The organism is Methylohalomonas lacus (assembly GCF_024808875.1).
GTDB classification, from domain to species: domain Bacteria; phylum Pseudomonadota; class Gammaproteobacteria; order Methylohalomonadales; family Methylohalomonadaceae; genus Methylohalomonas; species Methylohalomonas lacus.
Window position 1 is genome coordinate 1 of sequence record NZ_JANUCT010000010.1, and the last position, 13,690, is coordinate 13,690.

15 protein-coding genes are annotated in these 13,690 nt (G+C 59.3%); 6 read left to right on the forward strand and 9 right to left on the reverse strand.

Translation table 11 applies throughout. The features are described from left to right. Window positions 1-195: 195 nt before the first annotated feature. Complete coding sequence (locus J2T55_RS07970) at window positions 196-876, forward strand: response regulator transcription factor (protein WP_259055441.1); 681 nt, start codon at window positions 196-198, stop codon at window positions 874-876. Window positions 877-879: 3 nt separating this feature from the next. Next, window positions 880-2,232 (forward strand): ATP-binding protein, encoded by a 1,353-nt coding sequence (locus J2T55_RS07975; protein ID WP_259055445.1) that lies wholly within the window; start codon window positions 880-882, stop codon window positions 2,230-2,232. 63 nt (window positions 2,233-2,295) lie between these two features. On the opposite strand, the gene J2T55_RS07980 is transcribed toward J2T55_RS07975, so the two are convergent. The 5 genes from J2T55_RS07980 to J2T55_RS08000 form a co-directional block, all read right to left on the reverse strand. Then, on the reverse strand, window positions 2,296-3,378 hold the full coding sequence (locus J2T55_RS07980; protein ID WP_259055447.1) for a DUF294 nucleotidyltransferase-like domain-containing protein: 1,083 nt from the start codon (window positions 3,376-3,378) through the stop codon (window positions 2,296-2,298). Window positions 3,379-3,582: 204 nt separating this feature from the next. Beyond that, window positions 3,583-3,795 (reverse strand): hypothetical protein, encoded by a 213-nt coding sequence (locus J2T55_RS07985; RefSeq protein WP_259055449.1) that lies wholly within the window; start codon window positions 3,793-3,795, stop codon window positions 3,583-3,585. A gap of 193 nt (window positions 3,796-3,988) precedes the next feature. Then, a complete protein-coding gene (gene zapE, locus J2T55_RS07990; protein ID WP_259055451.1) occupies window positions 3,989-5,086 on the reverse strand; it encodes a cell division protein ZapE in 1,098 nt (365 codons plus the stop codon). 56 nt (window positions 5,087-5,142) lie between these two features. Continuing rightward, window positions 5,143-6,228: a PA0069 family radical SAM protein gene (locus J2T55_RS07995; RefSeq protein ID WP_259055453.1), complete on the reverse strand. Its 1,086-nt coding sequence runs from the start codon at window positions 6,226-6,228 to the stop codon at window positions 5,143-5,145. A 10-nt stretch (window positions 6,229-6,238) separates the two neighbouring features. Further along, a complete protein-coding gene (locus J2T55_RS08000) occupies window positions 6,239-7,102 on the reverse strand; it encodes a SirB1 family protein (RefSeq protein ID WP_259055455.1) in 864 nt (287 codons plus the stop codon). A 286-nt stretch (window positions 7,103-7,388) separates the two neighbouring features. Here J2T55_RS08000 and J2T55_RS08005 point away from each other — a divergent pair, with 286 nt between their 5' ends. After that, window positions 7,389-8,213: an HAD-IA family hydrolase gene (locus J2T55_RS08005; RefSeq protein ID WP_259055459.1), complete on the forward strand. Its 825-nt coding sequence runs from the start codon at window positions 7,389-7,391 to the stop codon at window positions 8,211-8,213. Window positions 8,214-8,264: 51 nt separating this feature from the next. Here the strand turns inward: J2T55_RS08005 and J2T55_RS08010 are convergent, their stop codons facing one another. Continuing rightward, complete coding sequence (locus tag J2T55_RS08010) at window positions 8,265-8,810, reverse strand: Slp family lipoprotein (RefSeq protein WP_259055461.1); 546 nt, start codon at window positions 8,808-8,810, stop codon at window positions 8,265-8,267. A gap of 145 nt (window positions 8,811-8,955) precedes the next feature. On the opposite strand from J2T55_RS08010, the gene J2T55_RS08015 reads away from it, so the two are divergent. Further along, a complete protein-coding gene (locus J2T55_RS08015; RefSeq protein WP_259055462.1) occupies window positions 8,956-9,933 on the forward strand; it encodes a hydrogen peroxide-inducible genes activator in 978 nt (325 codons plus the stop codon). 1 nt (window position 9,934) lies between these two features. Here J2T55_RS08015 and J2T55_RS08020 read toward each other — a convergent pair whose 3' ends face one another. The 3 genes from J2T55_RS08020 to coq7 all read right to left on the reverse strand — a co-directional run bounded on the left by J2T55_RS08020 (window position 9,935) and on the right by coq7 (window position 12,714). Further along, window positions 9,935-11,326: a DegQ family serine endoprotease gene (locus tag J2T55_RS08020; protein ID WP_259055465.1), complete on the reverse strand. Its 1,392-nt coding sequence runs from the start codon at window positions 11,324-11,326 to the stop codon at window positions 9,935-9,937. 191 nt (window positions 11,327-11,517) lie between these two features. Then, window positions 11,518-11,970: an Hsp20/alpha crystallin family protein gene (locus tag J2T55_RS08025; RefSeq protein ID WP_259055466.1), complete on the reverse strand. Its 453-nt coding sequence runs from the start codon at window positions 11,968-11,970 to the stop codon at window positions 11,518-11,520. A 96-nt stretch (window positions 11,971-12,066) separates the two neighbouring features. After that, entirely contained in the window at window positions 12,067-12,714 is a 648-nt protein-coding gene (gene coq7 / locus J2T55_RS08030) for a 2-polyprenyl-3-methyl-6-methoxy-1,4-benzoquinone monooxygenase (RefSeq protein ID WP_259055468.1), read from the reverse strand. Between the two features lie 146 nt (window positions 12,715-12,860). Here coq7 and rplM point away from each other — a divergent pair, with 146 nt between their 5' ends. Continuing rightward, window positions 12,861-13,289: a 50S ribosomal protein L13 gene (rplM, locus tag J2T55_RS08035; RefSeq protein WP_259055470.1), complete on the forward strand. Its 429-nt coding sequence runs from the start codon at window positions 12,861-12,863 to the stop codon at window positions 13,287-13,289. 2 nt (window positions 13,290-13,291) lie between these two features. Next, on the forward strand, window positions 13,292-13,681 hold the full coding sequence (gene rpsI, locus J2T55_RS08040; protein ID WP_259055471.1) for a 30S ribosomal protein S9: 390 nt from the start codon (window positions 13,292-13,294) through the stop codon (window positions 13,679-13,681). The last annotated feature ends 9 nt before the right edge of the window (window positions 13,682-13,690 follow it).

Here is a 13,690-nt window from a genome sequence, read left to right on the forward strand (position 1 = left end):
CGCTATGACAAACTGCAGCGAAACTATGCCAGTATGATTGCGTTGGCCTGCGCGATAATCTGGCTGCCCATGTGAAAGATCAACAGGCCCTAGTTCCGAATACAAAAACACCCGCCGCCATCGAGAACATGGCAGTTCCGGTTTTTTCCTAGAAAAGCCGCGGCCCGTATGGTCACGATTTGGGATACTTGAGCGATGCGTTTACTGTTGATCGAAGACGATCAAGATCTCCAGACTGAACTCAGGAATTCGTTGCGTAGTGCCGGTTTCGCCGTAGATATCGCCAATAACGGCGCGGATGGTGAATTTCTCGGCAGTACCGAACCCTACGATGTGGTGATACTAGACCTGGGCCTGCCGCGCCTGTCCGGCATGGAGGTCCTACGGACCTGGCGCGAACAGCAAAACGATGTTCCGGTCGTAATACTCACAGCCCGTGATGCCTGGCACGAGAAAGTCGATGGTTTCAAGGCCGGCGCCGATGATTATCTCGGCAAACCATTTCATACCGAAGAATTACTCGCGCGTATCCAGGCCGTATTGCGGCGCCGTCATGGCCAAGCCCAGCCCAGCCTGAGCGTCGCTGGTCTGACCCTAGAACCGGAGAGCCAATCCATCTCGAATAATACGGGGCAAACCTTCAGCCTGACCGGCATGGAATACCGCCTGCTGTACTACTTGATGTCACATCCGGGCCGGGTATTATCGAAATCTCGCCTGGCGGAACATATCTATGACGGTGAGCATGAAAGCGACAGTAACACCATAGAAGTCTATATCCGACGCTTACGCAATAAACTGGGTGATGGTGTCATTCAAACTCGCCGCGGCCAGGGTTACGTTTTTGTACAGGACTCAAACAACAACGACCGATAACGCGTGCGCTCACTGAAAAAAACGCTCGGTTTGGGCCTGCTTGTCAGCCTGATCGCTATTGTCCTGCTGCAGTGGTGGCTGGTCAGCTTCACGTTTCGCGAGATTACGGAAAACTATGTCACTTCACGACTTCAGGGTGACGTTGACATGCTGCTCAGTGCGATCACATTCGATCAAGACGGTCAGGCCTTGATTGAACTTAAACAGCAGACCTACTTCGATGACAAGCCGTTTTCAGGCCATTACTACCATATAGAGATCGGCGATCAGATACTGCGTTCGGCAACGCTCTGGGATCAGGATCTGAACGTTGAGGCCATTACCATGGGCCAGCGTCGCCAGCAGCGTCTGGCCGGACCGCTGAATCAGGAGCTGCTGGTGCTGAGCGAGGGCTTCCGCAAACAGGACCACGCCATCTCCATCAGCGTTGCTGAGGATATATCCGCGTTGCAGGCCGAGATCGCCGACTTCCAGACCCGCTACCTGATATTCTCCGGCATCCTCCTGTTAATGCTGCTGGCATTCCAGTATTTGCTTATGCGGCAGACACTTGCGCCCCTGCACGGTATCCAGCACGACATGAAGAAGCTGGCGCGTGGCGAAATCCGGGCGGTGCGTGAGAGTGCGCCAAGCGAAATCCTGCCGCTCGTGCGCGAGGTAAACCGCTTGCTCATGCTGTTGAACCAGCGCGTCGAGCGCTCCCGTCGCATGGTCGGTAATCTTGCGCATGCATTGAAAACGCCACTGAGTGTCCTGCGACAGGTCGGTCATTCCGATCGGCTGGACGACCAGCCGGCACTGCGCAAACAAATCCTTGAACAGACCGATGCCATGCATCAGCGTCTTGAGCGCGAGCTCAATCGTGCCCGCCTGGCCGGCAACAACAGCAGTGGCGCCCGCTTCAACCCGGATACGGATCTCCCGCCCCTGACCGCCATGCTTGAGCAGATCTATGCAGAACGCGGTGTAAAAATAGTTCTGCATCAGAACTACGAGGGCAGCTGGGCGGCAGAACGCGAAGACATGCTGGAGTTGATCGGCAATCTCGTCGATAACGCCTGCAAATGGGCACGCAGCAGAATCGAGGTCACCGTTACCGCTAACCCGTCGATGCAGCTGACAGTGGCGGATGACGGTCCTGGTTGCCCGCCGGATTCACGCGCCATGCTGGATCAGCGTGGTCAACGCATTGATGAACAAACCGATGGCCATGGGCTGGGCCTGGCGATCGCCCGGGATATTGTCGATCACTATAATGGCCAGCTGGAATTCAGCGAATCCGAACTGGGCGGCCTGTATGTCAGCGTCTCGTTACCGGTAAACAGCACCGCCTCTGACAACATTGCTGACGACTAAAGCTGATTTGCTAGCCGGCAGAACAATTGCTGCCGGCGAATATGCGTATTCCTTGCGTTCCCGTCAAAACAGCATGTAGCGCAGGAACCGCCGACTCCAGTCGTTGCCGCGCGCCAGGATAAAGCGTGTGAGTATATCCATGATCTCGGCGGAACCGTCATGGATCGGCTGGTACTCGGGAATTTTTTCCGGCGGCAGATCGGCCCGATCGCGTGGCGCGCGCTCGATCAGCGCCGTGCGCACGGATTCATCGTTCATCGCCGCCAGGAACACCTCGTAGCTTTCGAACAGATGCTCAAGCTCATCTTCATATCCCGGGTATTGCTGCATGACCCAGGCGATCCGCTCCAGTGGTGTCAGGGAGAGTTTGTCCAGTAGCCAGTCAACCTTACCGGATGGCGTCTGGCGACTGCATTCGCCGATCAGCAACAACAGCCCGGCATACATGGTTAACCGGCTGGTACGCAGCTTGGCGTTGCGAATATACCAGCTGTCGTCATGTTCGATTTTGAGTTCAAACTGCTGCCAGGCGGCATAGGAACGGTAATAGCGAACCAGATCGTTGAGCAGATAGGTCCAGGTCTTGTCCGCATGCTCGTGCAGAAAGGCTGTGGCGTACCAGTCGAGCAGGCGGTGCTGTAGCTGCCGGAACTGCTGTGGTCTGAACAGGGGCTGACTGTCCAGCAGGCATTGCAGACGCTTGCCGAACAGCGCGCGTGAATCATTCAGATTGCCGAGGGCGTCCGGACGCGTCAGCGCTGCCATACTTGTCGGTTCGACAAAAATGCCCCAGGACTTCGGCAGCTTCAAATCCAGGGACTCGAGACGTGCCCATACTGCTTCCATTATCCGGCGCGCAGCATCAGCCTGCCCTTCCAGATTGTCATCGATGATCACGATCAGATCGCAATCGGAATGCGGCAGTGCTTCCATGCGCCCGAGCGACCCGGCCGCCGCCAACGTCACCACTTCGCCGGCCGGGTCGAAATCGTTCAGTGCTGCATCGACACGTTCATAGGTTAGCCGCGAATGCCGCCAGGCATGGCGCAGGGTCGGACAGTGATCAAGACCGCACAGCGGTAACCAGTCACGCGCCGCGGCATAGGCCAAGCCCGTGGTCGGGGTTGTTGGGCGGGCTTCATTCAAAGTGCGAAGATTTCCGTACTATGGCTGAGGCGGGCAATGTACACAGATCAACCACGTCGATCATCCCGTGTGACATTATCGCTCGAAAGCACGACTCGAACTTTAGCCGGCTGGACAACGGAACCGGCCAGAGCGCATCGCTATGGTTGGTGGTGAGCAGGCGCTCCCGCTGGCGGAATACGCCGGGGCGGAAATACAGCGCTGTCAGGCGAAGTAGTAGCGGGCCAGCAATGCGCGCCCCTTGCGCGTCAGGTAGCCTTCCGCATCGATGAAACCGAACTGTTGGGCCAGTGACAGCAGTTGTCCGGGCCATTCCTTCGGCAGGTAAACCAGGCCATCACCGTAACGGTGTTCCAGAACCTGGGCGATACGTGCTTCAAGACTCTGCAAACTGCCGGTTGTTTTTGTTGTATGCATCTGTTTGATTTAACTTGAAAAAAACCATCACGCCCCCTGTTCGGGCGCTGGTTATTATGACCTCTTTTTTATCAATAAGTTACAGATATATTGCGGCTTTAATAACATATAGTCAATTTAAATAATAGTGTCAAATAAATACGCTAACTTATTGTCAGCCAATAAAATGCTGCGAAGCACATAGCGCATGGATTCAGGGCCTGTGCGAGCCGGCCAGGTAAGCATGGCTGCGCATTTCCTGCAGCCGACTGATCGTGCGCTGAAAATCGGCCGCGTGGCGGTTGCCACAGTAAAGACCGTCCGGCGCGCATTCGGCGGAGATGATCAATTTGACCCGCCGGTCATAAAGTTCATCGACGAGATTGATCAAACGCTTTGCCCGGTCTTCCTTATCGGCATCCAGCCGCGGCACATTAGCCAGCAAAACGGCCTGATAGGTACGCGCGATCTCGATATAGTCGGCGGCACTGCGCGGACCATCGCACAACGCGTCAAACTCGAACCAGACCACGCCATCGGCCTCACGCACGGTTTCGATCGCGCGGCCCTCGATTTCAATCGTCCCGCCCTCACTACCCGGTTCCGGTGCCAGGTTGATGAAATTGTTGTATAGGCAGCGCTGTGCCTCGTCATCCAGTGGGCAGTGATAGATTTCGGCATTATCGAGAAACTGCAAACGATGATCGGTCTTGCCGCCGATAGGCACGACGCGGGTATGCTGTTCGATCAATTCGATCGCCGGCAGGAAACGCTCGCGCTGCAGTCCATCCCAGTAGAGATACTGCGGTTCGGTATTGGACGTGGCCACCAGCACGACGCCGCGCTCGAACAGGGCACGAAACAGGCCCGCCAGCAGCATGGCATCGGTGATATCGCCGACATGAAACTCGTCGAAACAGATCACGCGGGCCTGCCGGCTCAGCTGCTCGGCAATGATGGGTAGCGGATCACTGGTATCGGGCAACTCACGCAGCCGCTGGTGAATCATCTGCATGAAGCGATGAAAGTGCATGCGCAGCTTGTCGTCGAACGGCAGGTTATGAAAAAACATATCGACCATCAGGGTCTTGCCACGACCGACGCTACCCCAGATATAAAGTCCCCGCGGTGCGGCCGGTGATTCCGCACCAAGCGCCTGTTTCAGTCGTGCCCACAACCCTGTCCGGCGCTGTTCGAATGCAAGCAGCTCATCGTACAGCGCCTGCAACTGCTGCATGACCTGTTCCTGCTCCGGGTCCGGCTGCAGACGACCGGCCTGACGTTCGCACTGATACTGTTCGAGTGGTGTCATCGATGGTTGGTGTTTTTGTTCAGTTTTATTCGGAAGCGCGACAGAATAAAGCGCTTTCAGAACAGCGTCATCTGGTCACGGTCGGCCGGCGGTGGTATGAACAGGCTGGTATCGAGTTCGCGCGTCGGCTGGTTCAGCCCCAGCCGTTTGCAGGTCTTGCGGAAGCGCTGACGGACAAGCTCGGCGAAGACACCCTGGCCACGCATGCGGCTGCCGAAGTTCGCATCGTTATCACGGCCGTCGCGGATATCATTGATCAGGCTCATGACATGACGGGCGCGATCCGGATAGTGATTATCCAGCCACTCGCGAAACAGGTCTTTCACCTCATGCGGCAGACGCAGCATGACGTAGCCGGCGTGGCTGGCGCCGGCCGCTGTAGCGGCTTCCAGTACCGCCTCGAGTTCGGCGTCGTTGATGGCCGGAATCACCGGCGCGAACATGACACCGGTGGTCACGCCGGCTTCGTGTAACCGGCGCAGACATTCGATGCGTCGCTGCGGCGCCGTGGCGCGCGGTTCCAGGGAGCGCGCCAGACCGTGGTCCAGTGTGGTCACCGACACAAACACTTCGATCTGGCGGCGCTCGCTCATGGCGGCGAGCAGATCGATGTCGCGTTCAACCAGGCATGACTTGGTGACCAGCGTCATGGGATGGCGGCAGTCATTGAGCAGTTCGAGAATGCCGCGGGTCACGCGCCACTCGCGTTCGATCGGCTGGTAGGGATCGGTATTGGTGCCGAGCGCGATTGGTTTGCAAACGTAGCCCGGTTTCGCCAGCGCCTGGCGCAGCAACTCCGGCGCGTCCGGCTTGACGAACAGCCGGCTTTCAAAATCCAGCCCCGGCGACAGGTCCATGTAAGCGTGCGTCGGGCGCGCGTAACAGTAAATGCAGCCATGCTCGCAGCCGCGGTAGGCATTGACCGACTGTTCGAACGGGATGTCGGGCGAGTTGTTACGGCTGAGCACGGTCTTGCTGTGCTCGACCGTCACCGTGGTGCGCAGCGGGGCGATTTCCGTGTCCTGGTACCAGCCGTCATCAAATGCCTCGCGCGTATCGCCCAGATAGCGCGCGTCCGGCTTGCTGGCTGCACCGCGGCCCTTGCGGGGAAGCGACCGTTGCTTGTCCGCTGATTCGGTCATGATTTCGGTTTCAATGCAGCAGTTCGGTGCGCCGGCGCAGCGCCGCGCAGCGGCTGGCCATCTGCTCGCTTTCCTGCGGTTGCCGGGCCAGCAGGCAGACGCGTTCGAAATCATCCAGGGCCGCGCGATGGCACTGCAATTGCTCGTAAAGTTCGCCGCGTTCGCGCAGTTCGCGCACGTCGTCAGGCGTTACCGCCAACAGGTAATTGAGCACTCGCAGCAGACGCAGGCGATCGCCGGCATTACTGTAGATCGACTTCAGGTTACGCAGCAGGCGCGCCAGGATAGCCCTGTTGCCGGCCGGCTGGAGCAGTTCCGGCAGACTGTCGGACAAGCCGTTACTGCTGGACGAATTGACGTGCTGCAGCCGTCGGCGCAGGTCGGATTCATCCAGCGACACCCCGCCGGCGAAGGGATCCAGTACGATGTCGCCGTCAGCGCCCGCCAGCTTGATCAGAAAATGGCCGGGGAAAGAAATGCCCTCAATCATCAGGCCCAGGCGTCGACCCACTTCCATGTACAGCAATGACAGTGTGATCGGTATGCCTAGCCGGCGCTCGATGACGTCGTTGAGAAAACTGTTCCGTGGATCGAGAAAATGGTGCAGGTTGCCGCTATAACCCTGCTGGCTGAACAGATAATGGTTGATCTGGCCCAGGATCTGCGGCGTGCTGCCGGCATCGGGCAGTTGCTGGGCGACGGCCGCCGCCATGTCATCCAGTACATGGAGATAGTAGTCGACGTCGAGGTGCGGGTATTCGCCGCGCGCCACCAGCAGTGCCGCCTCGGCCAGGTTGATGCCGGCATCGTCGCCCGCGACCATGCGCCGAAAGTCGGCGTCGACATCGGGCTGAATCTGCTCTGCTTCCATCATGGCGCAACCACCCGCCTGAATCCTGCGTATTCTGAATAGCAACCGACCACAACGACCGGCATCGGGCCCATGATACTGGTTTCCGGCCCGTGGATCGCGGCCGGCAGGTCTGTTGTAAGGAACCAACACTGGGGCGTACAGTCGCAAATTAAGTGACATTAATGTGTCATAGGCATTGGACTGGCTGCAGAAATTGTCCTAATATTGCAATGCATCAAAATAATTTTTTTCGGAACATCAATGAATAACAGTTTTTCCTGTCAATTTGCCACCTTGCAGCGGTCCCTTGAGTAACGCGACCACAACGCTTCAGGCCATCATTTTCGATGTCGATGGCACCCTCGCCGATACCGAGGAATTTCACCGTCAGGCTTTCAACGAGGCCTTCGCCGAGCATGGCATCAACTGGCACTGGAGTCCCGAGGAATACACCGAACTGTTGACCACCTCCGGTGGCCGCGAGCGCATACGCGCCTATGCCGAGGCGCACCTGTTACCGCGCCCCGACAACGTTACGCTGCGTGAACTGGCGCTCAAGCTGCATACACACAAGTCAGCCATCTACCGCGACAAACTCGTCAACGGCCACATCGGTCTGCGCCCGGGTGTGTTGCGCCTGCTACAGGAGGCGCGGCAAGCCGGCCTGCATATCGCCCTGGCGACAAGCTCATCGACATTCAACGTCGAGACCCTGCTATTACATGCACTCGATCGGCCACTCAGGGATTACTTCGAAACCGTAGTCACCAGCGATACGGTTGTCGACAAGAAACCCTCGCCGGCGGTTTACCAGTTCACGCTGGCGGAGCTCGGGCTGGCGCCGGACGAGTGCATTGTCATCGAGGACACGGCCAGCGGCAACCGGGCCGCCCGGGCCGCCGGCCTGAAAACCGTAATTACCACGCACCGCTTCACCCGCCACCACGATTTCAGCGGCGCCTCGCTGGTGCTCGATCAGCTCGGCGCACCCGATGACGCCTTCGAGGTCCAGGCTGGCAACAGCCATGGTGCCAGCTACGTGGATCTGCGCCTGCTGGACGCTTTGCTGACCGGCACCATGGACCCCCTTGCGGACAGCTGGCCGGACGAGCCAATCGTAATGGCGAAATAGGCTGTCCGCCGGCATTTACCGGTGACTCGCCAATAATCGCGCGCGCCGGCGCTACCAGTAGTAGGGATAATAGCGCCGGTAACCGAAACCGTAGCCGTGATAGAACGGGTGGCCGTAGTGGTAGCGCAGGTGGTAATCGTCACGCTCACGCCGGGCGTATTCGGGCCACAGGTAATGACTGGTCGCCCGAATCAGCGGATAGGTGTAGGGATGCTCGCCGATGCTGCGGACAATGCGGCTTTCCACCTCACCGACCACCGTCAGCTCGCGCCCCTCGGCATAGATTTGCGGATCGACAAAGCCCTCGATCCGGGCCAGGAAACGGCCACCGGAATCATCCTCGTCACGCGGCTCGCCGTAGCTGCCGAGTGGTTTGCTCACCACCTCGATCCAGGTTTCATTTTCACGGTTTTCCACCGCCGCGATTTCGCCGCCCCAGCGCACGCTGCGGCCGGTATAGTGATCGATGTTGTCGCGCACTTCACGGACGCCGGGATCCTCTATGGGTGCAGTCTGAATCTCGCGTGGAATGTTTCCGGCGCAGCCGGTGAGCGCGAGAATGCAGCCGCCGAGGAAAATGTTCGCTAGTTGGCGCATGATTTTATACCCTCTATCAATACACTATAGACTGCTGGCGGGCAGCCATCGTTCCCGGGAAAACCTCCCGTTGCCCGCGAATCAACTGCTGGCCGCCAGCGTATTTCCGGATATACGCCCGCGCCCGGCCAATGGATGATGTTTGATGACACTGACTGAACTGCGTTACATCGTTGCCGTAGCCCGCGAACTGCACTTCGGCCGTGCCGCCGAGGCCTGCCATGTCAGTCAGCCAACCCTCAGCGTCGCCATCAAGAAACTGGAAGAAGAGCTGGGCATCAAGCTGTTCGAACGACGCCAGCATGACGTCAGCATCACGCCCGTGGGCCAGCGGGTGGTTGAACAGGCCCGCGTGGTGCTGGAGGAATCGGAAACCATCCGCCATCTCGCCCAGGAGGGCCGCGACGATCTCAAGGGCCAGCTGCGTCTCGGCGTGATCTACACGATCGGTCCGTACCTGTTGCCGAAACTGATCCCGCTGCTGCATGAACAGGCGCCGGAACTGAAGCTGCTGATCGAGGAACACTTCACCGAACAGCTGACCGAAAAGCTGCGCGCCGGCGAGCTTGACGTCATCATCATCTCGCTGCCGTTCAATGTCTCGGGCCTGGTCACCCGGCCCATGTACCGCGAACCGTTCGTCGTCGCTCTGCCCAGCAAGCACAACCTGGCGCGGAAAAAACGCATCCAGGCACAGGACCTGTCGGAGGAAACCCTGCTCCTGCTGGCCGCCGGCAACTGTTTTCGCGAACAGGTCGTCAACGTCTGCCCTGGCTGTGTCGGCAACTACAACAGCGACAGCAGCATCCAGAAAACCCTGGAAAGCAGTTCCATCGAAACCATCCGTCACATGGTCGGTTCCGGCGCCGGCGTGACGGTACTGCCCTGCACCTCGGCCACCAAGGGCAGCGACCTGCAAGGCCTGCTGGAATTCCGGCCGTTTGCCGAACCCTGCCCCTATCGCGACGTGGCAATCGCCTATCGCAAGACCTACCCGCGCACGCGCGTGATCGACGTGGTCAGCGACGCTATCCGCGCAACCGGCCTGAGTGGTGTCACGCCGCTGGACGATGCCGGCGTCGTCGCCGGTACCGAGACGGCACCGGCATCATCGGCGTCATGATTTACTTGATGACAATGAAGGCGGCACTGTTACCACGAACCACCCGCAACAGCAGCGCGCCCTCGAGATTATCCACGAGCTGCAGGAATTCCTGCATGCTGCGTACGGCACGCCGGTTGACGGAAGTGATCACATCGCCCGCGCGCAACCCCGCCTGCCAGGCACGTACGCCGCGTTCGATATCGGCCACGACCACACCCTGCAGCTTGCCGTGCATGGGATGGTCGGGACCGATCTCGTCCAGGGTCACGCCCTGCAGTTTTTCGTTACGCGCCGCCGGCTGACCGGCGACTGCCTGTTCGTCCGAAATCTCGACCTTGTAGGTCTTTTCCTCGCCATCGCGCAGTACGGTCAGGCTGACCGTTTCGCCGGCACGCAGCAAGCCGATGCGATTGCGCAGATCGGAGGTGCTGGTGACCGGTGCATTGTTCAGGCGCTGGACGATGTCGCCCGCCTGCAGACCGGCCTCGGCGGCCGGCGATCCATCGAACACCTGCACAATCACGGCACCGCCTTCATGCTTTTTGCTCAGGCCGAAGGCTTCCGCCAGCTCGGGATTGAGATCCTGGATCTGCACCCCGATGCTGCCGCGCTTGACCTCGCCATGCTCCAACAGCTGTTCGCTGATAGTCATCGCCAGGTTGATGGGAATGGCAAAACCGATGCCGATGTTACCGCCGCTTTGCGAAAAGATGGCAGTGTTAATCCCGACCAGCTCACCACGCAGATTAACCAGCGCACCGCCGGAATTGCCCGGATTGATCGAGGCGTCGGTCTGAATGAAATCCTCATAGCCGAGAATGCTCAGCCCGCTGCGCGCCAGTGCGCTGACGATGCCAGAGGTCACCGTCTGACCGAGACCGAACGGGTTGCCGATCGCCACGACGTAGTCGCCGACACGCAGATCCTCGGAATCGGCCGGCTCAAGGGCGGTAAGATCCTCCGCCGGTATCTTAATCAGGGCCACATCGGTCGCCGGGTCCGTGCCGATCAGTTCGGCGCTGAATTCGCGGCCATCGCGCAGGGTGACGTTGATCGTGTCGGCATTGGCTATGACATGGTTGTTGGTCAGCACCAGGCCGCGCTCGGCATCGACAATGACGCCCGAGCCGAGGCTCTGCGTCTTGCGCTCGCGCGGCATCTCCGGAAAGTCGAAGAAACGGCGGAAGAACGGATCGTTGAACAGCGGATTCTGGCGCATCTGCACCGTGCCCTCGGTGGAAATGTTCACCACCGCCGGCGTGACTTCCTCGAGCATGGGCGCCAGCGACGGCACGCCATTGGCCTCGCCTTTCTGTGGCAGAGCCGCCTGCACCGCCACGGTCAGAAGCGCACCTATGACCAGACCAAACAGCAGGAAATAGCGGGAATATTCACGGGCTATCGACATCATGGATCGTTCTCCACCTCATCATGGGAATGGTGTCAGTAGGGTTGTTCCAGGCCTCCGGGGGACAACCATAATCCGTTGTTGACCGGCTGCCACGGCTTTAGTGAGGGCATCGGCCGCTAAAGTTCAGTCGCAGGTATTTGCAAAATGAACAGCAGACCGGCATGACCAGTCTGCTGTTCAGCAACAGCCTGTCAGGATTTCACGTCGATGCGACGCGGCTGCACCTTTTCCTGTTTCGGCAAGACAATTTCGAGTACGCCGTTGCGGCCCTGTGCCTCGATCCTGTCGGGATCGGCGCTGTCCGGCAACGAGAAGCGGCGATAAAACGTACCGTAGGCACGTTCGACCCGCTTGTAGTTGTCACCGCTGACATCCTTTTCAAACTTGCGCTCACCGCGCAGGGCCAGTACGCCGTTTTCCATGGTCACCTCGATATCCTTGGGATCGACACCGGGCAGATCCGCGACGATGACGAAACGATCCTTCTCCTCGCGGATATCGACCGCCGGCCGCCAGTGACTGGTCACGACGTTGGAATTGTCGGCGTTTTCGACGCCCGAACTGTCGAATTGATTGAGGTTATTGTTCAGTTCACTCTGGATTTGCCGCAGCAGACTCCACGGCTCGTAATGCATGATCGCCATTTTGCACCTCCTAACGCGCTCGGTTGGCTTACCGGCTATATAGGGGTACGGCGACGGTTTTCAAGTAGCGCCGTGTTCATCGCGGCGTTTTGGCGTTTACAGCCAGTAAGAGGTGGTGGTCATGACCCGGGCACTGGCGCGCATGGCCAGCCGCACCGGCCCGGGCAGGACCCGCCCGCCGGCGTTCAGGGCGTCGCGACCATGGCGCACCTCATCGGCCTGCATCTGCTCGACGATTGCGCGCGAACGGCGGTCACCGGCCGGTAATCGCTGCCGGTGACCCTCGAGGTGCTGTTCGACCTGGCGCTCGGTTTCAGCGACAAAGCCGAGGCTCCAGCGATCGCCGCTCAGTCCCGCCAGCGAACCAATAGCCAGAGAACCGGCATACCAGAGCGGGTTGAGGTAACTGGTACGATCGTCGAGTTCCTGCAGCCGCTGCGCGCACCACGCCAGGTGGTCGGCCTCCTCGGCGGCGGCGGCCAACAGGTGCCGGCGTAGCGGCACCTGCCGGGCGGTCAATGCCTGACCGCAATACAGCGCCTGGGCACAGACCTCACCACTGTGATTGACCCGCATCAGTGCCGCCGAGTGGCGACGTTCAGCGGGCGCCAGCGCACTGTCCACAGTGTCGGCGGCAGGATTGGGCCGGGTGACGGCAGCGGCCGGCTGCAGCCGCCGCAGCCAGCCGTCGAAGCGGCGGATCAAGTTGTCAGTAGGACTGAATTGGCGTCTGAGCTGGGTCATGGGCAATTCCGGGCAAAAATGCAGGCTGCAGTTGTTATCATACCGCTCTGCCGGGCTATTTGAAGGGTGGTTTTTGTATTGACAGGGACCATCCGGAAGCCTTAATATTTCCGCCCTTTAGCGCTCCGATAACCTTTTGAATAGCAATGAAAACCTTTAATGCCCAACCCGCCGAGGTCCGTCGCGACTGGTATGTCGTTGACGCCGCCGGTAAAAATCTCGGTCGTCTCGCCAGCGAAATCGCCAAGCGACTGCGCGGCAAGCACAAGCCGGAATACACGCCGAATGTCGACACGGGCGATTATATCGTCGTGATCAACGCCGGCGCGGTCAACGTGACCGGCCGCAAGTCGACCGACAAGATGTACTATCGTCATACCGGCTGGCCGGGTGGTATTCGTTCGATCAGTTTCGACAAACTGGTCAACCACAAGCCGGAACGCATCATCGAGCAGGCCGTCAAGGGCATGCTGCCGCGGGGTCCACTGGGCCGCGACATGTTCCGCAAACTGAAGGTTTACGCGAACGCCGAGCACAAGCATACCGCCCAGCAGCCCAAACAACTGGAAATCTGAACATGAGCGAACAGTTTTACAGCACCGGTCGCCGCAAGAACTCGGCCGCACGCGTCATCCTGCGTCCGGGCAGCGGCCAGATCACGATCAACAAGCGTCCGCTGGAAGAATACTTCGGTCGTGAAACCGGCCGCATGCTGGTGCGCCAGCCGCTGGAAGCCACGGACCTGAACGACAGGTTCGATATCCAGATCAACGTACGCGGTGGCGGCATTTCCGGCCAAGCCGGCGCCATTCGTCATGGTATCAGCCGGGCATTGATTGAATACGACGAGAACCTGCGCCCGCCGTTGCGTGCCGCCGGTTATGTCACCCGCGACGATCGCGAAGTCGAACGCAAGAAGATCGGTCTCCACAAGGCCCGCAAGCGTCCGCAGTACAGCAAGCGCTAATCGTTCGCA